At 70.3% G+C, this 23,714-nt stretch carries 23 protein-coding genes and 1 pseudogene; 17 read left to right on the top strand and 7 right to left on the bottom strand.

Annotated elements, in window-relative coordinates; translation table 11 throughout:
* The 4 genes from AB7I40_RS12990 to AB7I40_RS12975 all read left to right on the top strand — a co-directional run bounded on the left by AB7I40_RS12990 (position 1) and on the right by AB7I40_RS12975 (position 4,175).
* Positions 1–831, top strand: coding sequence for a carbohydrate ABC transporter permease (locus AB7I40_RS12990; RefSeq protein ID WP_428344825.1), 831 nt, complete (start codon positions 1–3; stop codon positions 829–831).
* On the top strand, positions 828–2,216 hold the full coding sequence (locus tag AB7I40_RS12985) for a GH1 family beta-glucosidase (protein WP_428344824.1): 1,389 nt from the start codon (positions 828–830) through the stop codon (positions 2,214–2,216). The genes AB7I40_RS12990 and AB7I40_RS12985 overlap by 4 nt, the downstream gene beginning before the upstream one ends.
* Positions 2,213–3,235, top strand: a complete 1,023-nt coding sequence (locus AB7I40_RS12980) for a LacI family DNA-binding transcriptional regulator (protein WP_428344823.1) — start codon at positions 2,213–2,215, stop codon at positions 3,233–3,235. Before AB7I40_RS12985 ends, AB7I40_RS12980 begins: the two co-directional genes overlap by 4 nt.
* 112 nt (positions 3,236–3,347) lie before the next feature.
* Positions 3,348–4,175, top strand: coding sequence for an ATP-grasp domain-containing protein (locus AB7I40_RS12975; RefSeq protein WP_428344822.1), 828 nt, complete (start codon positions 3,348–3,350; stop codon positions 4,173–4,175).
* Here the strand turns inward: AB7I40_RS12975 and AB7I40_RS12970 are convergent.
* Positions 4,170–4,565 (bottom strand): hypothetical protein, encoded by a 396-nt coding sequence (locus AB7I40_RS12970; protein WP_428344821.1) that lies wholly within the window; start codon positions 4,563–4,565, stop codon positions 4,170–4,172. The genes AB7I40_RS12975 and AB7I40_RS12970 overlap by 6 nt on opposite strands.
* Positions 4,566–4,687: 122 nt before the next feature.
* Here AB7I40_RS12970 and AB7I40_RS12965 point away from each other — a divergent pair, with 122 nt between their 5' ends.
* The 3 genes from AB7I40_RS12965 to groL all read left to right on the top strand — a co-directional run bounded on the left by AB7I40_RS12965 (position 4,688) and on the right by groL (position 8,192).
* Complete coding sequence (locus AB7I40_RS12965) at positions 4,688–5,179, top strand: SigE family RNA polymerase sigma factor (RefSeq protein WP_428344820.1); 492 nt, start codon at positions 4,688–4,690, stop codon at positions 5,177–5,179.
* Positions 5,179–6,366 carry a hypothetical protein gene (locus AB7I40_RS12960; RefSeq protein WP_428344819.1) on the top strand — a complete coding sequence of 396 codons (1,188 nt, stop codon included), beginning with the start codon at positions 5,179–5,181 and terminating at the stop codon, positions 6,364–6,366. Before AB7I40_RS12965 ends, AB7I40_RS12960 begins: the two co-directional genes overlap by 1 nt.
* A gap of 197 nt (positions 6,367–6,563) precedes the next feature.
* Positions 6,564–8,192 carry a chaperonin GroEL gene (gene groL / locus AB7I40_RS12955; RefSeq protein WP_428344818.1) on the top strand — a complete coding sequence of 543 codons (1,629 nt, stop codon included), beginning with the start codon at positions 6,564–6,566 and terminating at the stop codon, positions 8,190–8,192.
* 92 nt (positions 8,193–8,284) lie between these two features.
* Here the strand turns inward: groL and AB7I40_RS12950 are convergent, their stop codons facing one another.
* Positions 8,285–8,611, bottom strand: coding sequence for a hypothetical protein (locus tag AB7I40_RS12950; RefSeq protein WP_428344817.1), 327 nt, complete (start codon positions 8,609–8,611; stop codon positions 8,285–8,287).
* 92 nt (positions 8,612–8,703) lie between these two features.
* On the opposite strand from AB7I40_RS12950, the gene AB7I40_RS12945 reads away from it, so the two are divergent.
* From AB7I40_RS12945 to AB7I40_RS12905, 9 genes are all read left to right on the top strand, one after another.
* Complete coding sequence (locus tag AB7I40_RS12945; protein WP_428344816.1) at positions 8,704–9,249, top strand: RNA polymerase sigma factor; 546 nt, start codon at positions 8,704–8,706, stop codon at positions 9,247–9,249.
* The gene (locus tag AB7I40_RS12940) at positions 9,246–9,854 is read left to right on the top strand and encodes a hypothetical protein (RefSeq protein WP_428344815.1); all 609 of its coding nucleotides are present in this window, start codon (positions 9,246–9,248) and stop codon (positions 9,852–9,854) included. The genes AB7I40_RS12945 and AB7I40_RS12940 overlap by 4 nt, the downstream gene beginning before the upstream one ends.
* A 4-nt stretch (positions 9,855–9,858) precedes the next feature.
* Entirely contained in the window at positions 9,859–10,398 is a 540-nt protein-coding gene (locus AB7I40_RS12935; protein WP_428344814.1) for a nucleotidyltransferase family protein, read from the top strand.
* Between the two features lie 40 nt (positions 10,399–10,438).
* Positions 10,439–11,311: an AAA family ATPase gene (locus tag AB7I40_RS12930; protein WP_428344813.1), complete on the top strand. Its 873-nt coding sequence runs from the start codon at positions 10,439–10,441 to the stop codon at positions 11,309–11,311.
* On the top strand, positions 11,308–12,417 hold the full coding sequence (locus AB7I40_RS12925; protein ID WP_428344812.1) for a vWA domain-containing protein: 1,110 nt from the start codon (positions 11,308–11,310) through the stop codon (positions 12,415–12,417). The genes AB7I40_RS12930 and AB7I40_RS12925 overlap by 4 nt, the downstream gene beginning before the upstream one ends.
* The gene (locus tag AB7I40_RS12920) at positions 12,410–13,546 is read left to right on the top strand and encodes an XdhC family protein (RefSeq protein WP_428344811.1); all 1,137 of its coding nucleotides are present in this window, start codon (positions 12,410–12,412) and stop codon (positions 13,544–13,546) included. Before AB7I40_RS12925 ends, AB7I40_RS12920 begins: the two co-directional genes overlap by 8 nt.
* A 136-nt stretch (positions 13,547–13,682) precedes the next feature.
* Positions 13,683–14,882 (top strand): iron-containing alcohol dehydrogenase, encoded by a 1,200-nt coding sequence (locus AB7I40_RS12915; RefSeq protein WP_428344810.1) that lies wholly within the window; start codon positions 13,683–13,685, stop codon positions 14,880–14,882.
* A complete protein-coding gene (locus tag AB7I40_RS12910) occupies positions 14,879–16,285 on the top strand; it encodes a MadS family sensor histidine kinase (RefSeq protein WP_428344809.1) in 1,407 nt (468 codons plus the stop codon). The genes AB7I40_RS12915 and AB7I40_RS12910 overlap by 4 nt, the downstream gene beginning before the upstream one ends.
* A complete protein-coding gene (locus tag AB7I40_RS12905) occupies positions 16,285–16,968 on the top strand; it encodes a MadR family response regulator transcription factor (protein WP_428344808.1) in 684 nt (227 codons plus the stop codon). The genes AB7I40_RS12910 and AB7I40_RS12905 overlap by 1 nt, the downstream gene beginning before the upstream one ends.
* 8 nt (positions 16,969–16,976) lie before the next feature.
* Here the strand turns inward: AB7I40_RS12905 and mftM are convergent, their stop codons facing one another.
* The 5 genes and pseudogenes from mftM to mdo all read right to left on the bottom strand — a co-directional run bounded on the left by mftM (position 16,977) and on the right by mdo (position 22,040).
* A complete protein-coding gene (gene mftM, locus AB7I40_RS12900) occupies positions 16,977–17,909 on the bottom strand; it encodes a mycofactocin oligosaccharide methyltransferase MftM (RefSeq protein WP_428344807.1) in 933 nt (310 codons plus the stop codon).
* Positions 17,906–19,438, bottom strand: coding sequence for a VWA domain-containing protein (locus tag AB7I40_RS12895; protein ID WP_428344806.1), 1,533 nt, complete (start codon positions 19,436–19,438; stop codon positions 17,906–17,908). Before AB7I40_RS12895 ends, mftM begins: the two co-directional genes overlap by 4 nt.
* A 3-nt stretch (positions 19,439–19,441) precedes the next feature.
* Complete coding sequence (locus AB7I40_RS12890) at positions 19,442–20,377, bottom strand: AAA family ATPase (RefSeq protein WP_428344805.1); 936 nt, start codon at positions 20,375–20,377, stop codon at positions 19,442–19,444.
* A gap of 44 nt (positions 20,378–20,421) precedes the next feature.
* Positions 20,422–20,535: pseudogene (locus AB7I40_RS12885) on the bottom strand (AAA family ATPase); the annotation flags it as partial.
* Positions 20,536–20,747: 212 nt separating this feature from the next.
* Entirely contained in the window at positions 20,748–22,040 is a 1,293-nt protein-coding gene (mdo, locus tag AB7I40_RS12880; RefSeq protein ID WP_428344804.1) for an NDMA-dependent methanol dehydrogenase, read from the bottom strand.
* 231 nt (positions 22,041–22,271) lie between these two features.
* On the opposite strand from mdo, the gene mftF reads away from it, so the two are divergent.
* Positions 22,272–23,699 carry a mycofactocin biosynthesis glycosyltransferase MftF gene (mftF, locus tag AB7I40_RS12875; RefSeq protein ID WP_428344803.1) on the top strand — a complete coding sequence of 476 codons (1,428 nt, stop codon included), beginning with the start codon at positions 22,272–22,274 and terminating at the stop codon, positions 23,697–23,699.
* Positions 23,700–23,714 lie beyond the last annotated feature (15 nt).

Raw genomic sequence — 23,714 nt, 5'->3', positions numbered from 1 at the left:
ATGAGCTCGCGCATCCGCCGCCCCAGTCCCACCGTCGTGATCCTGGCGTTCGTCTCGGCGATCTCGGCCTTCCCGCTCTACTTCATGGTCGTCATGGCCTCGCGACGCAACGAGGACATCACCTCCGTGCCGCCCCCGCTCCTGCCCGGCGGACAGCTCTGGACCAACATCCAGCGGGTCCTGGACAACCCCGACGTCACCTTCGCGCAGGCCGTCGTCAACAGCGTGATCGTCGCCTCGATCACCACGGTGGCGGTCGTGCTCTTCTCGGCGATGGCAGGCTTCGCCTTCGCCAAGCTCCGGTTCGTCGGCCGCCAGCCGATGCTGGCGTTCGTGCTGGCCACGATGATGGTGCCGATCCAGCTGGGCCTGATCCCGCTCTACATGCTGATGACCAAGCTGCACCTCGCCGGGTCGCTGCCGGCGGTGATCCTGCCCTTCCTGGTCTCCGGGTTCGGGGTCTTCATGATGCGCCAGTTCGTCGCTCAGGCGGTGCCCGACGACCTGCTCGCGGCCGCCCGGATCGACGGCGCCTCCACCTGGCGGACCTTCTGGTACGTCGTGATGCCGGTGCTGCGGCCCGCGGCAGCTGTGCTGGCGCTGCTGACGTTCATGGAGCGCTGGAACGACTTCCTGTGGCCCTACCTGGTCCTCGACATCGAGCACCCCACCGTGCAGGTGGCCCTGTCCCGCCTGGCCGGCGGCTACTACACCGACCAGTCGCTGGTGATGGCCGGCACGCTCCTGGGCGTCCTGCCGCTGCTGGTGGTCTTCATCCTCTTCGGCCGACAGATCGTCGGCGGCATCATGGAAGGCAGCATCAAGTCATGAGCGCGACCCAGCAGCGGGGGCGGCTCGCCCTCCGGCCCCAGGACTTCCCGGCCGACTTCCTGTTCGGAGCGGCCACCGCGTCGTACCAGATCGAGGGTGCCGTCTCCGAAGGCGGCCGTACGCCGTCCATCTGGGACACGTTCTGCGCCACCCCCGGGAGGATCCGCGGTGGTGACACGGGGGAGGTGGCCTGCGACCACTACCACCGCACCCGGGAGGACATCGCCCTGATGCGCGAGCTCGGCATCGGCGCCTACCGGCTGTCGTTGGCCTGGCCGCGGATCCTGCCCGGCGGGGGTGACCGGGTGAACCCGGTCGGGCTCGCCTTCTACGACCGCCTGGTCGACGACCTGCTCGAGGCTGGCATCACTCCCTGGATCACGCTCTACCACTGGGACCTGCCGCAGCCCCTCGAGGACGCCGGCGGCTGGCCGACGCGCGACATCACCGACCGGTTCGCGTCGTACGCCGCCACCGCGGCCGGAGCGCTCGGGGACCGGGTGCACGACTGGATCACCCTCAACGAGCCCTGGTGCTCGGCGTTCCTCGGCTACGGCTCCGGGATCCACGCCCCGGGTCGCGTCGACCCCGCCGACGCGGTGCGGGCCTCCCACCACCTCCTGCTGGCCCACGGCAAGGCGGTGGAGGCGGTCCGTTCGGCCGCACCGCAGGCCCGGGTCGGCATCACCCTCAACCTATACCCGGTCACCCCGGCCGACGACCGGGACACCTCGCACGACCTGGCCAGGCGGCTCGACGGACTGCACAACCGGTGGTTCCTCGACCCGGTCTTCCGCGGCTCCTACCCCGAGGACGTGCTGGCGGACCTGGACCCGGTGCTGGAGCGCGGCTGGCTGCACGAGGGCGACCTCGAGGTCATCTCCGCGCCTCTGGACTTCCTCGGTGTGAACTACTACACGCGCCACAACGTGCGTTCCTCTCCCTACCCGGGCACCAACCTCGCGGACTTCTCCGGCCGCTACCTCCCGCGGGCGGTCAACGGCTGGGAGGTCGACCCCGACGGCCTCAGTGAGGTGCTGACGCGGGTGTCGCGCGACTACACGGGGATCCCGCTCTACATCACCGAGAACGGGTCCGCCTGGGAGGACGAGGTCGGCGCCGACGGCTCCGTGGACGATCCCGAGCGCACGGCGTTCCTGGTCGACCACCTCCGAGCCTGCCTGGACGCCCGCGCCGAGGGGGCCAACCTGGCCGGCTACTTCGCGTGGTCGCTGCTCGACAACTTCGAATGGGCCGAGGGCTTCGCCACCCGGTTCGGGCTGGTGCACGTGGACTACGAGACGCAGCGGCGCACGATGAAGTCCAGTGGACGGTGGTACTCGGGATTCATCGGGGAGCATCGCACCGGCATACTGACGGCATGACCCGACCGCCGAGCACGCGGCCGACCCTGGAACAGGTCGCCGCCCGGGCCGGAGTCGGGCGGGGCACCGCCTCCCGGGTGATCAACGGAGGCGCCAAGGTATCGGCCAAGGCGCGGGTCGCGGTCGAGGAGGCCATCGCCGAACTGGGCTACGTGCCCAACCCGGCGGCCCGCACCCTGGTCACCCGGCGTACCGACGCCGTCGCGCTCGTCATCGCCGAGTCCGAGGAGCGCATCTTCGGCGAACCCTTCTTCGCCGGGGTGGTGCGCGGCATCGGGTCGGCGCTCAGTGAGGCCAACCGCCAGCTCGTGCTGCTCATCGCGCAGGCCGGGCACCGCACGGGACATCTGGCCGACTACCTCACCCGCCAGCACGTCGACGGAGTCCTGCTGCTGTCCCTGCACGACGACGACGAACTGCCCCAAAGGATCCGCTCACGGGGGCTGCCGGTCGTGCTCGGTGGACGGGTGAACGACACCGAGCCCGGGGCGTTCGTCGACGTCGACAACCTCCTGGGTGCGCGGCTCGCCGTCGACCACCTGGTGCACCTGGGCCGGCAGCACATCGCCACCATCGCCGGCCCGGCCGACATGGTGGCCGGGCGCACCCGCTATGAGGGGTACGTCGCCGGGCTGGCCGCGGCCGGGCGGCGCGTCGATCCGCGACTGGTGGCGCACGGTGACTTCAGCCAGGAGAGTGGAGAGGCGGCGATGCGCGAGCTGCTGATCCGGTTCCCGGGACTCGATGCGGTCTCGTGCGCCAACGACCTGATGGCCGCCGGAGCCCTGCGCGTGCTGCGGGAGGCGGGCCGGGCGGTTCCGGAGGACGTGTCGGTGGTGGGTTTCGACGACGCACCGCTCGCCCTCACCACCCACCCGCCCCTGACCACCGTCCACCAGTCGCCTGAGCGCATGGGGCGCGAGATGGTCGACCTGCTGCTGGAGATCATGGCCAACCCGGACCAGCCGCCCCACGGCCGGATGCTTCCGACGCACCTGGTGGTGCGCGGCAGCAGCTGACCCGGGTCCTCGGTGGTCGAGCAGAGCCTCGGTGGTCGAGCCGGTCTTCGGTGGTCGAGCAGAGCCTCGGTGGTCGAGCCTGTCGAGACCACGGACCACTAGCCTGACCTGCGTGAGCGACAAGGTGCTGCTGGTGACGTTCGGCGACATGCCGGACGGCGAGCCGGCCCATGAGGTGCTGGATGCCGCCTTCGCGGCCCGAGGTGTCGACGCGCCGTGGGTGGTCTGGGACGACCCCGCCGTCGACTGGAACGACGGCCTGGTCGTGGTGCGCTCCACCTGGGACTACGACTTCAGGCTCGAGGAGTTCCTGGCCTGGAGCCGGTCGGTGCCCCGGTTGCTCAACGGCGCCGCCGTGTTCGCGTGGAACACCGACAAGTCCTACCTGACCCAGCTGGTGGAGGCCGGGCTGCCCGTCGTACCGACCACGGTCGCGACCGCTGCCACTGTGGCCGACGCCGTCGCGGCGTACGACCGGGCGGTGGTGAAGCCCACGGTGGGTGCCGGAGGCCGAGGGGTGCAGATCGTCGAGCCCGGCTCACGCCCGGAGCTCGAGGGACTCGAGCCGTGGATCGTCCAGCCGCTGCTGGGCTCGGTGCACACCGAGGGTGAGACCTCGGTGTTCGTCTTCGGCGGCCAGGCCATCAGTCAGTACCTCAAGCGCCCGGCTCCCGGTTCGATCCTGGTCCACGAGCACCTCGGCGGCACGAGTCACGGCGTACCCCTCGACGCGGAGGCGACCGACCTGGCCATCCGGGCGGTCGAAGGGGCCTCGGACCTGCTCGAGCGTCACCTGCCCTACGCCCGGGTCGACATGATGCGCCTGGACGACGAGCGGTTGGTGGTCAGCGAGCTCGAGCTGGTGGAGCCGGGGCTCTACCTCGACGTCAACGCCGACAATGCGGCGCCCTTCGTCGACATGGTGCTCACCCACCTATGACGGCAGGCGGAACACGGTCACCGGCTGCTCCGGCGTATCGCTGGGCCACCAGCTGCTGGAGGCCGCCAACGCGGTGATGGCCACCGCGACGAAGGTCAGCGCGATGCCGATGCGCAGGCGACGACTCGCGGCCTCCGGCCCGGTGGTGTCACGCGCGACCAGTGGCCAGGCCACGCTCGCGACCACGAGCACCGACAGCCCGGCCAGGATGAGCCCGGCAAGGGCGAGCAGCCCGCTCAGGGTCTGGAGCCAGCGTGGATCGGCCGCGCCGGAGTCGCCCTGCAGGACGCCGCACAGGCCGACGAAGGCAAGCGCCCCGAGTTGGAGGCGGTGCCATTCCCGGGCGGAGTTGCGCAGCTCGACGAGTGGTGTCGTGGTCGAATCGGTCATGTCAGGCCTCCCAAGGTGGGCAGTTCACGTTACTCGCGAGCGCGCCTGACGGGAACGGGTTCCGGGCAGCCTCCAACCGAACCTGCCCCTGGTGCGTTGACAATGGTGAGAGGTGGTGGGCGATGACCGAGCGGGAGGCGTTCACCGAGTGGGCGCGCAGTCGCCAGCTGGCCCTGTTGCGCACCGCCGTCCTGCTCACCGGCGATCATCATCGAGCTGAGGACCTGGTGCAGGAGGCGTTGGCGAAGGTGGCCCTGCGCTGGAGTCGGCTGGAGAGCGGTCATCCCGAGGCGTACGCCCGCCAGGTGATGGCCCGCGACCACATCTCGTGGTGGCGCAAGCGTCGCCGCGAGGTGGTGACCGACATCCCCGATGGTGCCGGCCCAGCCCCCGACCCCGATCGATCCCTGGTCATCCGGTCCGCGCTGGCGGGGTTGACGCCGCGGCAGCGCGCGGTCGTCGTACTGCGCTACTACGACGACCTGAGCGTCGAGGACACGGCGCTGGCCATGGGGGTCAGCCAGGGCACCGTGAAGAGCCAGACGCACCTGGCGCTGCGCAGACTGCGCGAGGCGATGCCTGAGCTTGCCGAACTGCTGCGAGAGGAGTCCTGATGACCGAGCAGAGGCTGCGCGAGCTGTTGCGCGACGCGGTGGCCGACGAGCAGGCCGTGGACCTGGCGGGCGCCGCTTGGGAGCGGTCCCGACGAACCCTGCGACGCACCCGCGTTGCCGTCGTGGCCGGCTCGGCGGCGGCGGTCGCCCTGATCGTGGGCGGGGTGGCCGTGCTCGAGCTGCCGGGGACGACGCCCGAGCCCGCACCGGCTCCGGTCGCGCCGCCCAGCGCGACGTCGACCGACGTCCCCGACGCCGACCTGGACGGTACGCCGGTCTGGTGGGCACCGGCCGGCGACGAGGAGGCGAGGCTGTCCACCGTCGACCGCTCCCGCACCGAGCTGCCGGCCCGCATCGACGTGTCGGCGGGCGCGCCGGATGTCTCGCAGTCCCCGGTGTCGCGCGCGCTGGCGGTGTTCGCCGTCTTCGACGACGATGGCGCGGAGCGGGTCGTGCTGCTGGGCGACGACGGGGCGTACCGGTCCCTCGACGTCTCCGGGCTGGGGCAGGTCACGAAGCCGAACGGCTACCGGCTCTATCCCGAGACCGATTCGATGCTGTCGCCGGACGGGCGCACCGTGATGTTCCCCCAGGACGGCCACCTCGAGCTCTACGACCTCGCCGCCGGACAGTGGCGCCGGATCGAGACCGGCCCTCACGAGACCGCCTTCGCGACGTGGACCCCGCAGGGGCAGATCTTCCTGCCCAGGTCGACCGCGCTCACGTCGGGACCGCTGTTCGAGCTCAGCGGAAGGCTCGTCGGGCGGGCGGACCTGCACCCGCCCACGGAGGGCGTCCCGCTGGGGCAGGCGGAGCGGTACGGCCCGACCCGGTCCAGTCCGCAGGGAGACGTGGTCGCCCAGAGCTGGTCGATGGGTGCGCAGGCCCCGGTGCCGCCCGGCGCACCCCCGGATCCGGAGCTGTTGGTCGTGACCCCGGGGGATCAGTCGCTGATGCTCGCGCTCCCCGAGAGCGACGCGCAGCCGGTCCGGTGGAAGCAGTGCTGTCCGGTGACAGGCTGGCTCGACGAGGCGACAGTCGTCTACGAGTCTCGCAAGGCCACGCCCCAGCTGATCGCGTGGACGATCGGCACGCACGAGTTCCAGACCCTCTCCACGATCGTCGGCTTCACGGCCGGCCAGGAGTTCTACGTGGCCAGTTGGGCGGATCTCGCACCGCCTGGATAGGGGCGGGGCGTTTGCACTCGACGGGGTCGAGTGCTAAACATGAGGCTGGCACTCTCATCATGAGAGTGACAAGACATTTGGACCGGTGAGTTGAGGTCTGCAGCGTCGGCGGGAAGGGTCCGCCGGTACGGCCAGATCGTCCGTCGCGGGCAGCGATCCGGTTCAGAACTCTCTAGCGTGAAGGAATCGCAGGAGTTATGGCGAAGCTTATTGCTTTCAACGAAGAGGCCAGGCGCGGCCTCGAGCGTGGCATGAACACGCTCGCGGACGCCGTCAAGGTGACTCTTGGTCCCAAGGGCCGCAACGTCGTGCTCGAGAAGAAGTGGGGAGCGCCCACCATCACCAACGATGGTGTGTCGATCGCCAAGGAGATCGAGCTGGAGGACCCGTACGAGAAGATCGGGGCCGAGCTCGTCAAGGAAGTTGCCAAGAAGACCGACGACGTGGCCGGTGACGGCACCACGACCGCCACGGTCCTCGCCCAGGCGATGGTCCGCGAGGGTCTGCGCAACGTGGCTGCGGGTGCGAACCCGATGGGTCTCAAGCGTGGCATCGAGGCCGCTGTGGTCGCCGTGTCGGAGCAGCTGTCCAACATGGCCATCGAGATCGAGACCAAGGAGCAGATCGCGGCGACCGCCTCGATCTCCGCCGCGGACTCGACGGTCGGCGAGATCATCGCCGAGGCGATGGACAAGGTCGGCAAGGAAGGCGTCATCACCGTCGAGGAGTCGAACACCTTCGGGCTCGACCTCGAGCTCACCGAGGGCATGCGCTTCGACAAGGGCTACATCTCGGCGTACTTCGTGACCGACCCCGAGCGGATGGAGACGGTCCTGGAGGACCCCTACATCCTGATCGCCAACCAGAAGATCTCCAGCGTCAAGGACCTCTTGCCGCTGCTCGAGAAGGTCATGCAGTCCGGCAAGCCGCTGCTGATCCTGTCCGAGGACGTCGACGGCGAGGCTCTGTCCACGCTGGTCGTCAACAAGATCCGAGGCACCTTCAAGTCTGTGGCCGTCAAGGCTCCCGGCTTCGGTGACCGTCGCAAGGCCATGCTGCAGGACATCGCGATCCTGACCGGTGGCCAGGTCATCTCCGAGGAGGTCGGCCTCAAGCTCGAGTCGACCGGCATCGAGCTGCTCGGCCAGGCCCGCAAGGTCACCATCACCAAGGACGAGACCACCATCGTCGAGGGTGCCGGTGACACTGCCCAGATCGAGGGTCGGGTCAACCAGATCCGTGCCGAGATCGAGAAGTCGGACTCCGACTACGACCGCGAGAAGCTGCAGGAGCGCTTGGCCAAGCTGGCCGGCGGTGTTGCGGTGATCAAGGTCGGCGCGGCCACCGAGGTCGAGCTGAAGGAGCGCAAGCACCGCATCGAGGACGCCGTTCGCAACGCGAAGGCCGCCGTCGAAGAGGGCATCGTCGCCGGTGGCGGCGTGGCTCTGGTGCAGGCTGCTGACGCGGCGTTCGCCAAGCTCGAGCTCGAGGGTGACGAGGCCACGGGTGCACAGATCGTGCGCTTCGCGACCGATGCCCCCCTCAAGCAGATCGCCATCAACGCTGGCCTCGAGGGCGGCGTCGTGGCGGAGAAGGTGCGCAACCTGACGGCCGGTCACGGCCTCAACGCGGCCACCGGCGAATACGTCGACATGATCGCCGAAGGCATCATCGACCCCGCCAAGGTGACCCGCTCGGCACTGCAGAACGCCGCTTCCATCGCGGCGCTCTTCCTGACGACCGAGGTCGTCGTCGCCGACAAGCCGGAGAAGGCGCCCGCCATGGGCGGCGACCCCTCCGGTGGCATGGGCGGCATGGACTTCTGAGTCCCGCCGCACCACCAGCACGCTGACCCGTCGCAGATGTACACCTACATCTGCGACGGGTCGCTGCATTTCTGCTGTACATCTGCGACAGGTCAGCGGACGGGCTGGCCCGCCCGCGCGTGATCGCGCAGGGCGAAGGCGATGACGCCGAGCTCCAGCGGCGGCAGCACCAGGGTCCACATCGTCGGGATGAGCGCCAGGATCGAGCCCACGATGATCAGCGCAGTGCCGACGTGGAGATGAGCCGGTCGCACCAGCAGCCCGGCGACCAGGATCGCGGCGCTGCCCAGCAGCGAGGACACCCACAGGATCCAGCTGCGCATCGAGTCGTCTCGATGGGTGTGGACGGCCAGCACGCCGTAGAGCACCAGGATGACTGCCAACGCGACGGCCATGACCGTGCCCTCGCGTGATTCCATGGTGGAACAGTAGGTGGCGGTGCCGGTCCCCGGCATGACTCGACGGGGTGGTTGCGCGGTCCCACCCGCGCTGGGGTTGTTGAATGGGGCCCGTGACGAATCGAACGACGCAGGAGCAGCGCTTCGTCGACCTCGCAGCCGAGCTCGCTCCTGCGCTGCGGCGCTACGTCGCGCGCCGCGTCAGCGCCGGCGAGATCGACGACGTGATGGCCGACGTGTTCCTGGTCCTGTGGCGCCGGCTGGACGACGTACCAGCGCAGGCTGCGTTGCCCTGGGCGTACGGCGTCGCGCGCAACTGCCTCAACAACGCCCGCCGGGCCAACCGGCGCCAGCTCGAGCTGCTGGACAAGGTGACCCGCCTCGACCGTCCCCGGCACTATGCGGCCAGCGAGTCCTACGAGCAGCTGCACGACGCGCTGAGGCAGCTGGAGGAGCCTGAGCGCGAACTGCTGCGGCTGTGGGCCTGGGAGGACCTCGCGCCCCGGGAGATCGCGATCGTGATGGACCTGACCCCCAACGCCGTCAGCATCCGCCTGACCCGGGCCCGGCAGAAGCTCGCAGCGCTCCTCGAGCCGAACCCGACCCGAAAGAGTGACGCACCGTCCGGACACAGACCAGGTGAAGGGAGTACGCCATGAACGACGACGAACTGCTGGCCCGGTTGCGGGCAGCCGATCCCGCCGACCGTGCACCGGCCCCTCCTGATCGCTGGATCCACGACCTGACGGAGGCCACCATGACCGAGACCTCGACCGAGCCCCGCGCCCGCCGCGGAGGCTGGCTCCTGGGCGCAGCCGCTGCCGTGGTCATCGCCGGGATCGGCGGCTACGCGCTCGTCGGTCGGGGCGGGGACGGTCCCTCCCCGATCGCCGGTTCCGAGCCCAGTGCGAGCGCCACGACCTCGACCGAGCTGCGGGCGCCCGGCGCCGCCCAGGGCAAGTGCATGGTGCCTTCCGCCGAGATCCTCAAGGGGGCAGACGTCGCCTTCGCCGGCACCGTCGCCTCGATCGACGACGACCAGGTCACCCTCGACACCGACCTCTGGTACGCCGGTGACCCGACCGACCAGGTGGTCGTGACCGCGCCGTCGCAGGACATGGTGGCGCTGGTCAGTGCGGTGGCCTTCGAGGACGGGCAGCGCTACCTCGTGGCGGCCAATGACGGAGTCGTCATGGTGTGCGGGTTCAGCGCCGCCTACGACGAGGGCCTGGCCACGCTCTACGGCCAGGCGTTCCCCGGGTGACCTCATGATCGCCGGACTCGTCCTCGCAGCTGGTGCCGGCACCCGCATGGGCCAGCCCAAGGCGCTGGTCGAGGACGAGTCCGGACCATGGCTGCCGCGCGCCGTGGCTGCCCTCGCGGCCGGCGGCTGCGACGAGGTCACCGTCGTCCTCGGCGCCGCCCCCCAGGCAGCCGAGCTCGTCCCAGGGACCGCCGTGGTGATCGCGGCGGACTGGGCCGACGGCATGGGGGCCTCCCTGCGCGCCGGGCTGTCCGCGCTCGGACCTGCCCCGGACGCGGTCGTCGTGACCCTGGTGGACCTGCCCGACGTGGGCGCCCCCGTGATCGCCCGTCTGCTCGACCGCCCGATCGGTGCGACCACGCTCGCCCGGGCGTCGTACGACGCGAGCCCGGGCCACCCGGTGCTGATCGGGCGCGACCACCTGGCGGGCGTGATCGCGGCCGCCACCGGGGACAAGGGGGCTCGCGACTACCTGGCTGCTCATCCCCACACGCTGGTCGAGTGCGGTGACCTCGCCACCGGACGCGACGTCGACTCCCGCTGACCAACCTTCGACCAACTGCCGCCGACGTAGCCTTGCGCGCATGGAGGGTGAAAGCGTCGAGGAGATCGCCACGCGCCTGCGCGCGACCGGCTACGTCTGCGACGACTCGTTGGCCACGATGGTGTTCCTGGCGCAGCAGATGCAGCGCCCGCTGTTGCTCGAGGGCGAGCCCGGGACCGGCAAGACGGCCCTCGCCGAGGCCGTTGCGGAGTCACTCGGGCTGCCGCTGATCCGGCTGCAGTGCTACGAGGGGATCGACTCCACCCAGGCGCTCTACGACTGGGACTTCCCGCGCCAGATCCTGCACCTGCGTGCCTTGGAGGCCTCGGGGGGCACCGGCCTCGAAGAGGCCGAGAAGAGCCTGTACGACGCCCGCTTCCTGCTGGCCAGACCCATCCTCGCTGCACTTCAGGAGAGCCCGGCGGTGCTGCTCATCGACGAGGTGGACCGCGCCGACGACGAGTTCGAGGCGTTCCTGCTGGAGGTCTTGTCGACCTGGCAGGTCACCATCCCGGAGTTCGGCACGGTGAAGGCGGCCACCGCGCCGTTCGTGGTGCTGACCTCCAACCGCACCCGCGAGGTGCATGACGCGCTCAAGCGTCGCTGCCTCTACCACTGGATCGACCACCCCGGTCTGCAGCGTGAGCTGGAGATCGTCCGCTCGCGGGCCCCCGAGGTGTCGGCCCGGCTCGGCGAGCAGGTGGTCACCGTGGTCCAGCAACTGCGCGACCGCGACGACCTCGTCAAGCCGCCCGGGGTCGCGGAGACGCTCGACTGGGCCCGCGCTCTCGACCGGCTCGGCGCCACCGAGCTCGACCTGGAGAGCGCCGCTGCGACCCTCGGGGCGCTGGTGAAGTATCGCGAGGACACCGAGAGGGTGAAGCACGCGCTCGATCGGATGATGGCGGGATGATGCAGCACGCGGTCGACGAGGTACTCCTGGGTTTCGCGGCCGCCGTACGCGCGGCGGGCGTCCCGGTGACCGCCGACCGCACGCACCAGTTCCTGCAGGCGGCTGCGCTCGTGGGCGTCGGCGACCAGCGCGCGACCTGGCTCGCCGGTCGCGCGACCCTGTGCGGAAGTCCCGACGACCTCGAGCGTTACGACCAGGTCTTCGAGGCGTGGTTCCTGGCCCGGGAGGGTCTGCCGCGCACGGTGGCCCCCCAGGACTCGCCGTCCCCGGTGGCTCAGCTGCCGACCGAGTCCGACAGCGACGGGGTGCCCGAGGACGACGTCCTGCGGGTCGCGGCCAGCGACGCGGAGGTGCTGCGCGACCGGGACGTGGCCGATCTGTCCGCGGCCGACCGGGCCCGCCTGTCCCGGATGTTCGCAGGTCTCTCGTGCCGCCCGCCGCAGCGTCGCGCGCTGCGCCGTACCCCGTGGCACCGCGGCGAGGTCGACGCCTCGCGCACGATGCGTCGCATGGTGAGTCGGCTGGGCGAGTCGGACCGGGTCGCCTGGCGTCGCCGCGGCACCCGGCCGCGCCGGGTCATCCTGCTGATCGACGTGTCCGGCTCGATGAGCGCCTACGCCGATGCGCTGCTGCGGCTGGCGCACCGGTTCGTGGTGACCTCGGGCACCGGTGGCGGCGCGACCGAGGTCTTCACGATCGGGACCCGACTGACCCATGTCACCCGCGCCATGCGGTTGCGCGACCCCGAGCGGGCGATCGTCGCCGCTGGGAAGACGGTTCCCGACTGGTCGGGCGGGACCCGCCTGGGGGAGACGCTCAAGGTCTTCCTGGACCGGTGGGGACAGCGTGGTCTGGCCCGAGGCGCTGTCGTGGTGATCTTCAGCGACGGCTGGGAGCGCGGGGACGCCGCCCTGCTGGCCACCCAGGCCGAGCGACTGCACCGCCTGGCCCACGAGGTGGTCTGGGTGAACCCGCACCGGGGCAAGAGCGGCTACGAGCCGGTGCAGCAGGGAATCGTGGCCGTGTTGCCGCACGTTGACCACTTCGTAGCTGGGCACTCGATGGCGACGTACGCCGAACTGGTGGAGGTGGTGGCCCGTGCGTGAGGTCCTCGACGAGCTGATGACCTGGTGGAAGGCCGGTGACACGGTCGCCCTCGGCACCGTGGTTGCGACGTTCCAATCCGCTCCCCGCCCAGCCGGTGCCTCGATGATCGTCGGCCCGGACGGCGAGGCCGTCGGCTCGGTGTCCGGCGGCTGCGTCGAGGGCGCCGTCTACGAGCTGGGCCAGGAGATCATCGGCACCGGCGATCCGGTGCTCCAGCGCTACGGCATCAGTGATGACGACGCCTTCGCGGTGGGGCTGACCTGCGGCGGCATCCTGGACGTGTACGTCGAGAAGGTCGACCAGCAGACCTTCCCCGAGCTCGGGGCGATCGCCGAGGACCTGACGGCCGGCCGGCCGGTGGCTGTCGCGACCGTCATCGAGCACCCGGACCCGGAGTGGCTGGGTCGACGCCTGGTCATCCGCCCCGACGACCAAGCATCGGGAAGCGGGTCGCTGGGCAGCGATCGCGCGGATGCAGCAGTGCTGGACGACGCGCTCGGGCTGTTGGCCTCGGGTCACAACGGGACGCTGGAGTACGGCCCGGACGGCGAACGACGCGGTGAGGGTATGCGGGTCTTCGTGTGGGCCTTCGCTCCCAAGCCCCGGATGCTGGTGTTCGGGGCGATCGACTTCGCGGCCGCCGTGGCCCGGGTGGGGAGCTTCCTGGGCTACCACGTGACGGTGTGCGACGCCCGGCCGGTCTTCGCCACCAACACCCGGTTCCCCGAGGCCGACGAGGTCGTCGTCGACTGGCCCCACCGCTACCTGGCCACCGAGGTCGAGGCGGGCAGGGTCGATCAGCGCACCATCATCGCGGTGCTGACGCACGACCCGAAGTTCGACGTACCGCTGCTCGAGGTGGCGCTGCGGGTGCCCGAGGTGGCCTATGTCGGCGCCATGGGCTCGCGGCGTACCCATGACGACCGGCTGGCCCGCCTGCGCGAGGCCGGACTGACCGAGGACGAGCTGGGCCGGCTCTCCAGTCCGATCGGTCTCGACCTCGGGGCCCGGACCCCGGAGGAGACGGCCGTCAGCATCGCGGCCGAGATCATCGCGCTGCGCTGGGGCGGCACCGGAGACCGCCTCGCCGGGCTCGAGGGCCGGATCCATCACACGGCGCCACGATGATCCGCACGGCAGCGTGTGCGGCATACCTGTCCGTTCGGAGAGGTGACCTGCCCGCTGCCTGCAGGGCGCATCAGCGCCGTGCGGCGGTACGTTGGATGGGGCCCATCCAGACGGGGTCCACCAAGGGGAGGCACCCGTGCCGGCAGCAGTGACCGACCGGGCGGCGGACGATCGGGCTCCCGAGCCTCCGCCGCTGGTCAAGTTCCACGCACCTGAGATCGTCTTCGGCCTGGGTTCCCTCGGTGAGGCCGGGTTCGCCGCCGGGCGGCTGGGTGCGCGGCGCCCGTTCGTGGTGACCGATCCCGGCATCGTGGAGGCCGGGTGGGTCGAGGAGCTGCTGGGCCTGCTGCGCGCCGAGCGGTTGTCTCCGGTGCTGTGGACCGAGGTGACCCCGAACCCGAAGGACCACGAGATCCGGGCGGCCTACGCCCACTACGTCGAGCAGGACGCCGACGTCATCATCGCGATCGGCGGCGGGTCCTGCATCGACGCCGCGAAGGGCGTCGCGATCCTGTCCGGCAACGGTGGCGACATCCTCGACTACGCCGGGGTCGACCAGATGGCGCACCCGATCCCGCCGCTCCTGATGATCCCCAGCACGTCGGGCACGGGGGCAGACGTCTCCCAGTTCTGCATCGTCACCGACACCGAGCGTTCGGTGAAGATCACCATCATGGGCCGGGCACTGGTGCCCGACATCTCCATCACCGACCCGCGCCTGCTCGTCACGATGCCGGAGGCCCTCAACGCCGCCACCGGACTCGACGCCTTGACCCATGGGATCGAGTCGTTCGTCTCGCTGGCCCACAACCCGCTGGCCGACACCCACGCCCTCAACGCTGTGGGGCTGGTCTGCAGCCACCTGCGCACCACGATGACGGCACCGGCCGACCAGGCCGCCCGCTCGAAGATGGCGCAGGCGAGCCTGCAGGCCGGGTTGGCGTTCACCAATGCGATCCTGGGCGCCACCCATGCGATGAGCCATCAGGTCGGCGGCCTGCTCGATGCCCCCCACGGTGTCGTCAACGGTGTCCTGCTGCCCCATGTGATCCGCTACAACGCCCGGGCGACCCCCGAGCGCTTCATCGATCTGGCCCGCTCCGCCGGGATCCCGGTCGACGGCCTTCCCGGTGAGGAGGCGGCCGAGATGCTCGCGGTGCATGTGCGCCGGCTGGCCGACGACGTCGGCGTACCGAAGGGGCTGCGCGAGCTCGGGGTCAGCGAGAGCGACGTCGTCCGGCTGGCCCACAACACCCTCGACGACGCGTGCCTGGCCACCAACCCCCGCGAGGCCTCGCAGGTCGACGTCGAGAAGCTGTTCCGGGAAGCGCTGTGAGCGGCGGGCCTGGTTCGCCGGACCTGGCGACCCTCACCGGCGTCCGGTCGGGCAAGCGCTCCTACTACCGCGCCTTCGTCCGCTCCGACGAGCGCATGCAGCGCGCGGTGCGGGCGATGGACTCGATCTCGCGGGCGCTGGTGCGCACGGTCGAAGGCCCTCGCGGGCTGCTGGAGGAGGTGGTGCGGGCGGCAGCGGCCCACCTCGAGGCCGACTGGACGATGCTGGCGCTCTCCGACGGCCACCTCAGCGGGGCCCGCCCGCGCTTCCTGGTCCTGGGTCGCGAGGGCGACCCGACGACCGACGACACCGACCTGCCACCGATCGTGCGCCTCGAGCTGGGTGCGATCCGGGCCGGACATGCTGTTCGCAGCGACGACGACGGTCGGTGGGTGCGGGTGCCGATGACGCTCGAGGGGCGCCAGGTCGGCAGCCTCGTGGGGTTGCACGGGCTCGAGGTCGACCCGGAGCCAGGCGACCTGTCGGTGCTGAGGATCCTGGCCAATCAGGCCGCCGTCTCGCTGCACACCTCGGAGCAGTACCAGTCCGGGGTCGCCCTGCATCGTCGTGCCCAGCGCCTGTACGACGAGGCCCGCGCCCATGCGCGTGACCTGGAGATCCGGACGACCGAGCTGCGCCGGGTCGAGCAGAGGCTGGTGCTCGCCCACCAGCGCGAGCTCCTCGACGCCGAGCGCCACCGCATCGCCCGGGAGCTCCATGACAGCGTCACCCAGTACGTGCTCTCGGCCGGGATGTCGGTGGAGATCGCCCGCGGGGAGGCCGAGGCCCTCGGCACACCGGCACGGTCGATCCTCGACCGGCTCCAGACCGCCAAGCAGCTGAGCCAGGAGGCAGTCGAGCAGTTGAGGCGGGCCATCTATGCCCTGCACCAGTCACCCCGCGACACCGTCTCCACCCTGCCCGAGCTGTTGCACGAGGTCGCCGAGCACCACCGTCCCCAGCTCCAGGTGCAGGTGCGCGTCGAGGGCGACGTGATCCGGCTGCCGGCCGACGCCGACCATGAGATCGCCCGGGCTGTCGGCGAGGCGCTGTTCAACGTGGCCACCCACGCACGGGCCACTCGAGCCGTGGTGCGGCTGCGCTACCGCCCCGACCTGCTGATGGCGGCCGTGGCCGACGACGGCCAGGGCGACCCCACGGACCTGAGCCGGCTGCTGCGACTGGAGCGCGGCTCACCGGTGGACGGCAGGCATCGCGGTCTGGCCAACATCGAGGCCCGGATCGTGGAGCTGGGCGGCACCGTGTCGTTCCGTCGGGCGCGCATCGGCGGCGTGCGGGTCGAGATGCGGGTGCCGCTCCCGTTGGAGGAACGCGAACGTTCGGGCCTGATCAACCAGCTGGTCGGCAACGCCAGGACCACCACCAAGGAATCGAGGGCCTGATGGCCACGCTGAGTCCGGATCGCACCGTCCCCGTGCCGGAGGAGGACATCGTCGGCATCATGCTGGTCGACGACCACGCCATCGTGCGTCAGGGGTTGCGTTCCATCCTCGAACGGGAGCGCGACATGCGGGTGGTGGCCGAGGCGTCGAAGCCGGACGAGGCCATGGCTGTCGTCGGCCGAGCCGCCCCCAACATCGTGCTGCTCGACCTCAAGCTGTCGACCTCCTCCGACACCGAGGGACTCGACCTGTGCGCCGAGCTGGTGGCGGCGTACCCCCAGATCGGGGTGCTGGTGCTGACCACCTTCCTCGACGAACAACTGGTGCTGCGCGCGATCCGGGCCGGAGCGCGCGGCTACGTGGTCAAGGACGTCGACACCTCCGGGCTGATCCGGGCGATCCGCGACATCAGTCGTGGGGAGAGTGCTTTCGACGCCCGCAGCGCAGCGGCCATGGTCCGGGGGCTGAACGCCCCGGCCGAGGACAACACCAAGCACCTCACCGCCCGCGAGTGCGAGGTCCTGCGGCTGTTGGCGCGCGGACTGTCCAACCGTGACATCGGCGCCAAGCTGTTCATCTCCGAGACCACGGCCAAGTTCCACGTGGGCAACATCCTGCGCAAGCTCGGGGTGTCCCGACGGGCCGAGGCGGTCTACGAGGCCTCCAAGATGGGCGTCATCTGACCACGGGCTCAGCGCTTGTCGATGACCAGCCAGCCGCCGTGGTGCTCGTGCACGTCGTACGACCATCCCGAGGCCTCGCCCCAAGCGGTCAGGTCGGCGAGCGACACGGTGCGCACATGGCCCCAGGTCTCATCGGCCTCCGCCTCGAGGGGTACGGCGATCACCACGCGGCGGGCCGCCAGCCGCACCGCCTCGGCCACCGCGAGATCGCCCTCCGCGGGCACCAGGTGCTCGAGGAGGTGGATCGCCAGGACGGTGTCGGCGCAGCCGTCCGGACCGGGGAACCGGGCGGCGTCGGCGACCCGGGTGGTGAGCTGGGTGCCCAACCGTGGCGACACCGCGTCGAGCAGGCGCATGGTCCCGGCCGACACGTCGGAGGCGATCACCTGGCGGCCGGCAGCCGCGATCCGCAGCGAGAGGAACCCGAAGCAGCAGCCGAGCTCGAGCACCGTTCCGTGGCTCAGCAGGTCCTCTGCGTGGGCATAGACCGGCGCGTAGCCGGCGATGGTGCCGTGCCGTGCGGTGCCTGAGTGGGTGAGTTGAGCACCGATCCTCTCCAGGCTGTTGCGATAGAACAGCTCCCAGCTCGTCAGCGGGTCCACCGCCGAGGTCCGCACGATGCCGGTGAAGATCCGCTCGAACAGCTCGCCGCCGCGCAACCAGCCCGGCCCGAACAGCTCGTCGGCCAGCAGCCCGCCGAGGTCGTCGTCGATGCGTTCAGGGGCGACGGCGTGCTCGACGTGCAGCCGTTCTCCCACCTGCGTGAGATCGAAGTGCTCGGTCCGGATCATGTGCAGGCTACGGCGGGGGCGCAGCCGGCCCAGGGCGCGCACCTCGATCACCTCGTCGCGGTAGGCCCCGCTGATCTGCGGCGCCAGCGGGTCGATCGGAGCGGCGTGGAGCGCGGCATGCAGGGTCGAGGGCGTCGGGAGCGAGCTCATGTCGCGGGCTCCGCCATGGACACCGAGACACGGTCGAGGCCGGTCAGGTTGCGTACGACTTGAACCCGGCTGCAGTGCTCGGCGTACGCGGGCAGGTCGCAGCGGCCCAACCCCCAGGAGTAGCGGGGCTCCGGCGTCAGCCACACAGTCTCGCGGGCGCGCCGGGTGAGCTCCTCGAACGCGCCCAGACCGGGGTCGTTGCCGTTCCCGCGGCCGTCGCCGAGCACGATCAGGGTGGTGCGCCGGGTGACCGAGGAGCCGAACTGGTCCAGGAACTGCTCGAACGCCGAGCCGTAGTCGGAGTCGGCGTCGACGTCCAGGACGCCGCCGGCCGGCAGCCCCGACATCACCAGCGACAGGGCCTCTTCGGTGCGGTGCTCGGCGAAGAGGTCGGTGATCTCGACCACGTCCTTCACGAAGGCGAAGGTCCGCACCGAGGAAGCCATCGACTGCAGGCTGTGGACGAGGTGGAGGGTGAAGCGGGCGGTCGAACGCACCGAGAGCGAGACGTCGCAGAGCACCAGGAGCTTGGGCCGGTCCTCCACCTTGCTCACGGTGACGGGACGGAACGGCACCCCGTCGTACCGCATGTTGGCCCGCATCGTTCGGGCGCCATCGACGACGCCCCGCGCAGCGGCCTTGCGACGCGAGCGCGGTGCGCCGTGCAAGCTTCGGATCAGGCGGCGTAGGGCTTCCTCGAGCTGGGCCCGTTCGGCCTCGTCGATGCTCTCGGCCTGGGCGGCGGCGATCTCGCGGGTCTCGATCTCGCGCTCCATCGCCATGAGCTTCTCGAGGTGCTGGCGCAGGCGTTCGGGCAAACCGGCGAGGTAGGGCGCGAGGGCCTCTCGGAGGGCGGCCAGCGAGGTTCCCGCGTCGTCGTCGGCGGAGTCGTCGATGGTCTGCTCAAGCCAGCTGAGCAGGGCCATCTCCTCGGCCACGGTGAGCTCGGTGTCGAGCTGCATGCCGGGCGCAGTGACCAGGTCGCCGGGGGCCCCGGGGTTGTGCATGCGACTGGTGCTGATCTGCACCCGCGCTGCTTCGCCCGCGCTGCCCTGGGTGTCGTTGGACAGCACGATCTCGTCGGTGAGGGCTGCGATGTCGATCTTGTTGGCCTCCTGGTGCAGGTTGAACTGCTGGGCCATGTCCTCGGGCTTGAAGTACTCCTTGATGTCGTCCGGCTTGCCGTGCGAGTGCCCGTCCTCAGGGGTGTCGCCGGGCTCCTCCGACAAGGTGAACTGCTCCAGCTCGCCGTCGTCGCTCAGGTCGTCGTGGGCGTGGGAGTGGCCGTGATCGGGGTCGTCCTCGATGACGACTCGGAGTCCGAAGAAGCGGTCGAAGACCCGGTCGAACGTGGCCAGGTCTCGGCGATCCTTGATCAGGCTCACGGCGAGGGCCGACCTCAGCACCTCACGCTCGCCCAGCACGCTGTGCAGGGCCACGGCGTGCATGGCGTCGACTGCCTCGGCGGTGCTGACCCGCACACCGTGCAGCCGCAGGAGCCGGATGAAGCGGTGGACGGCGCCTTCCATGGCTCAGACCGGTCGCTTGCGTGCGGACCGGGCGGCGAACGAGCGTTCGCCTTGGCCGGCACTGACCTTCTTGGGCGCGGTGGACGCGTCGCCCGAGCTGCCGGCGATGCCCTGGTACGCCGCGTCGTGGCGTCCGGGCAGGTCCTTGGCCGCTCGCTTCGCCCTGCCGTCGACGTCGCCGTCGTCGGGGCGGTGATCGGTCCCGTGGTCGGAGCCGTGCCCGTGCCCGTGACCGTGCCCGTGTCCGAGGCTGTCGGGCACGGTCGCGTTGGGGTCGACCAGGTGCGGGATGGCCTTGCGCGCCTTGTCGAGGTCCCGCTCGTACTTCACGACCACGTTGAGCGTGGCCGACAGCACGTCGGCGGTGAGCTCCTCGATCCCCAGCACCGCGAGCGTGCGAGCCCAGTCGATGGTCTCGGAGATGCTGGGCGACTTGCGCAGCTCGAGCTCGCGCAGGCCGCGCACGATCTCGACCAACCGTACGGCGAGCGACTCGGCCAGCCCGGTGTCCTTGGACCGGATGATCGCCAGCTCCCGCTCCGACTCGGGGTAGTCCAGGAACAGGTGCAGGCACCGCCGCTTGAGGGCGGCCGAGAGGTCCCGGGTGTTGTTCGAGGTCAGGACGACGTACGGCAGGTGCTTGGCGGTGATCGTGCCGACCTCGGGAATGGAAATCTGGAACTCCGAGAGCAGTTCCAGCAGCACCGCTTCGAGCGCCTCGTCAGCCCGGTCCACCTCGTCGATGAGGAGGACGACCGGCTCCTCGGAGGTGATGGCGTCCAGCAGTGGGCGTGGGGACAGGAAGCGCTCGGAGAAGAAGATGCTGTCCTGCTTCGCGATGCGTTCGACGGCCTCGTTGAGGTCGCTGGCGTCCTCCACGATCTGCCCGATCTTCTCGCGCAGGATCTGGGTGTAGAGCATCTGCTTTCCGTGTCCCACTCGTAGAGGGCCTTCGTCTCGTCCTGGCCCTCGTAGCACTGCAACCGGATCAGCCGCCGCCCCGTGACGGCCGCAAGACTGGTCGCGAGCTGGGTCTTGCCGACCCCGGCCGGTCCCTCCAGCAGGATCGGCTTGTCGAGGCGCGACTGCAGGAACACCGTGGTGGCCAACCGGTCGTCGGCGAGGTAGCCGTGCTCGGCGAACCGGTCACGAGTCTCCTCGACGTCCTCGAAGTCGTGCGGTCGGCTGTCCTGCTCGGTGCTGGTCACCGGTGCTCCCGTTCGTCGGTGGTGGGGTCTCGACAGGCTCGACCGACCTGTCGGTGGTCGGGCCACGTGTCGGTGGTCGGGCCTGTCGAGACCAGGGCCTTTCAGGAGATGAGGTCGTCCAGGTCGCCGTTCATGCAGTGGTCGACCACGGGACGTACCGTCTCGAAGGTGCACTCCTTGGCGTTGCCCGGGGTGCAGGCGTCGCCGAGCACGTGGTTGGTGATCCGGTCGACGTCGTCGGCGTCCCCGGTGATGGTCTTGGCGTTCTCGTAGAACGCGGTCGGGCCGGTGCCCAGGCGGTTCTTCGAGTAGCTGTCGGCCGTCACGTCGGTGAACTTCTCCGGGATCCCCACGTCGCGCAGCAGCCGGATCGCGGCGGCGAGCGCGGCGTCGGCGGCCTGCGGCTTGGTCATGCCGTGGGTGTCGATGCCCATGGCCTCGGCGATGTCGGCGAAGCGTCCGTAGACGGCCGGCATGTTGAAGGCCCACACCCGCGGCAACGCGATGGCGTTGTTGAGTCCGTGGTGGGTGTCGTAAAACGCGGACACGGCGTGGGAGATCGAGTGAATGATGCCGAGGCCGCCTGAGTTGAACGCCTGGGCGGCGATGTACTGGGCGTACATCATGCCCTCGCGGCCCTTGAGGTCCTGGCCGTTCCAGACCGCCTCGCGAAGGTTCTCGCTGGTCAGCTTGATCGCTCGGATCGCGTTGCCCAGGGAGGGCTCGAAGTTGAGGCGCGACACGTAGGGCTCACTGGCGTGGGCGAGCACGTCGAAACCGCACTGGGCGGTGTAGTCGACGGGGCAGTCGAAGTAGAGCACCGGGTCGTCGATGGCCAGGCTGGTGACCGAGGCGTCGTCGAAGGCGACGTACTTGTGGGGGTTGTCGGGGTCGGTCGTGGTGTCGGTGATGACGTAGGCCCAGGACGTCTCCGAGCCTGTCCCGGCCGTGGTGGAGACGGCGATGTGAGGTGGGTTCTTGGGGTTCTCGGACATGTTGAAGCCCTCGAACTCGTTGACGTTGCGGCCGTCGTGAGCCACCGACACCCGGGCGCCCTTGCAGGCGTCGTGCGACGATCCGCCACCGATGGACACGAAGGAGTCGCAGGCGTTCTCCTGGTAGAGCGCGACCGAGTCCATGACGTTGTAGTCCTTGGGGTTGGACTCGACCTTGTCGTAGACCACGACCTCGAGACCGTGGTACTTCATCGATTCCACGATCTTGTGCACGATGTCGGTGCCACGCAGCCCGGATGTCATGACGAGCGTCTTGCGGAAGCCCAGCTTGAGGGCCTCCGGCCCGATCATCTCGTGGGCGCCAGGTCCCATCAGTGCACGGGGGAACGGGTGGAACTCCTTGATCGGAAAGGGTTTGAGCAGTTCGTCGACCTGCATGGGTCAGACCTCCTGGGGATGTGGGTGGCTCGGCTGCGACGCTAGGAGTGATCGGGCCCCAGTGACAGACGAGGATCGGGAAACGGTTCGCCCGACGAGTGCCCGACCTGTCCGAACCGACAGGCACCTCCCCGACCTGTCGCAGATGTGCAGCCCACAGTCGCTGACCTGTCGCAGATGTACACGTGGACATGTACATCTGCGACAGGTCGGCGGCGTAGGTTCACAGTCGTGAGCGCGCCCACCGACGTCCGGCTTCCGACCGGTTTCGCAGCCTCGCTGTCGCGCCGGGTCAAGATCTGTGACGACGGTCGGAGCCTCGTCGGCGGATCCGCGGGCTCGGTGCTCTACCTGGCGCCCGAGGCGGCGGCCCTCGTGCGCTCCGACACCGTGGTGGCCGACGCGGGGACGGCCGGCACGCTGGCCCGGCTGCTGCTCGACCGCGGTTTCGCCGACCCGTCCTGGTCCGATCCGCCAGGGCCCGACGCCTCGGTCACCGACGTGACTCTCGTCGTGCCGATCCAGGACCGTGCCGTCGCGTTGGGCCAGCTGTTGGCCGCGCTGCCGACGCAGTTGCCGGTCGTGGTCGTCGACGACGGCTCCCGGTCGCCACATGCGGTCGCCGCGGTGTGTGCGGCGTACGGCGCCCGGCTGGTCAGCCACTCCGAGAACCGCGGGCCGGCCGCCGCGCGCAACACGGGGCTTCGGCTCGTCGAGACGCCGTACGTCGCGTTCTGCGACTCCGACGTCGTGCCGGAGCCGGGGTGGCTCGCCGTCCTGCGCAGGCATCTCGACGACCCGGCCGTGGCCGTGGTCGCACCCCGCATCCTCGGCCCGCTGGAGAGCGCCGGCGACACGTGGCTGGAACGCTACGAGCAGGCCCGCTCCTCCCTCGACCTCGGCGCTGAACCGGCCGCCGTGCGGGTCGGCGGTGCGGTCTCCTATCTGCCGAGCGCGTGCCTGGTCGCCCGGGTCGCGTCGCTGGGGAGCGGCTTCGACGAGGCGATGCGGGTCGGTGAGGACGTCGACCTGGTCTGGCGGCTGCTGGCTGACGGGTGGCGCGTGCGCTACGAGCCCGGCGCAGCCGTGCGGCACGAACACCTGGCCCGGCTCGGACCCTGGTTGGCGCGCAAGAGCTTCTACGGGACGTCGGCCGCACCGTTGGCCGCCCGTCATGAGAGCGCCGTGGCGCCGATGGTGCTCGCCCCCTGGTCACTGGTGCTGATGGTCTCGCTGCTCGCGCAGCGGCGATGGTCGCTGCCGGTAGGCCTGGCGGCGGCCGGCGTGGCGAGCGCGGGCGTGAGTCGCAAGCTCCAGCGCAGCGAGCACCCCATGCGCGCCGCGGCTGTGCTCACGCTCGAGGGTGCGGTGGCGACCTGCTGGCAGACCTCGGCGGCGCTGACCCGCCACTACTGGCCGCTGGCGGTGGTGGCCGCGACGCTCTCCCCGCGTGCCCGCCGAGCCCTGGTGGCAGCGGCCGTCGTCGAGGGTCTTGCGGACTACCGCCGGACCCGGCCCGGCCTGGGTCCGGTCCCGTACGTGGTCGCCCACCGGCTCGACGACCTCGCCTACGGGTCGGGTCTCTGGCTGGGCGCCTGGCGGCAGCGATCCGTGCGGGCACTGATGCCCGGACTGCGTGGTTTCCGACGATCTGGTTGAAACATGTCGTTCTTC

The sequence above is a fragment of the Nocardioides sp. genome (genome assembly GCF_050246775.1).
GTDB lineage: Bacteria > Actinomycetota > Actinomycetes > Propionibacteriales > Nocardioidaceae > Nocardioides.
The sequence above is the reverse complement of the archived record's forward strand: the minus strand, read 5'-3'. Positions and strand labels throughout refer to the sequence as shown.

Bases quoted from the DNA above. Each gene is read 5' to 3' on its own strand.
- AB7I40_RS12990 (WP_428344825.1), top strand. From the start codon at position 1: ATGAGCTCGCGCATCCGCCGCCCCAGTCCCACCGTCGTGATCCTGGCG.
- AB7I40_RS12985 (WP_428344824.1), top strand. From the start codon at position 828: ATGAGCGCGACCCAGCAGCGGGGGCGGCTCGCCCTCCGGCCCCAGGAC.
- AB7I40_RS12980 (WP_428344823.1), top strand. From the start codon at position 2,213: ATGACCCGACCGCCGAGCACGCGGCCGACCCTGGAACAGGTCGCCGCC.
- AB7I40_RS12970 (WP_428344821.1), bottom strand. From the start codon at position 4,565: ATGACCGATTCGACCACGACACCACTCGTCGAGCTGCGCAACTCCGCC.
- AB7I40_RS12965 (WP_428344820.1), top strand. From the start codon at position 4,688: ATGACCGAGCGGGAGGCGTTCACCGAGTGGGCGCGCAGTCGCCAGCTG.
- AB7I40_RS12960 (WP_428344819.1), top strand. From the start codon at position 5,179: ATGACCGAGCAGAGGCTGCGCGAGCTGTTGCGCGACGCGGTGGCCGAC.
- groL (WP_428344818.1), top strand. From the start codon at position 6,564: ATGGCGAAGCTTATTGCTTTCAACGAAGAGGCCAGGCGCGGCCTCGAG.
- AB7I40_RS12950 (WP_428344817.1), bottom strand. From the start codon at position 8,611: ATGGAATCACGCGAGGGCACGGTCATGGCCGTCGCGTTGGCAGTCATC.
- AB7I40_RS12940 (WP_428344815.1), top strand. From the start codon at position 9,246: ATGAACGACGACGAACTGCTGGCCCGGTTGCGGGCAGCCGATCCCGCC.
- AB7I40_RS12935 (WP_428344814.1), top strand. From the start codon at position 9,859: ATGATCGCCGGACTCGTCCTCGCAGCTGGTGCCGGCACCCGCATGGGC.
- AB7I40_RS12930 (WP_428344813.1), top strand. From the start codon at position 10,439: ATGGAGGGTGAAAGCGTCGAGGAGATCGCCACGCGCCTGCGCGCGACC.
- AB7I40_RS12925 (WP_428344812.1), top strand. From the start codon at position 11,308: ATGATGCAGCACGCGGTCGACGAGGTACTCCTGGGTTTCGCGGCCGCC.
- AB7I40_RS12905 (WP_428344808.1), top strand. From the start codon at position 16,285: ATGGCCACGCTGAGTCCGGATCGCACCGTCCCCGTGCCGGAGGAGGAC.
- mftM (WP_428344807.1), bottom strand. From the start codon at position 17,909: ATGAGCTCGCTCCCGACGCCCTCGACCCTGCATGCCGCGCTCCACGCC.
- AB7I40_RS12895 (WP_428344806.1), bottom strand. From the start codon at position 19,438: ATGGAAGGCGCCGTCCACCGCTTCATCCGGCTCCTGCGGCTGCACGGT.
- mdo (WP_428344804.1), bottom strand. From the start codon at position 22,040: ATGCAGGTCGACGAACTGCTCAAACCCTTTCCGATCAAGGAGTTCCAC.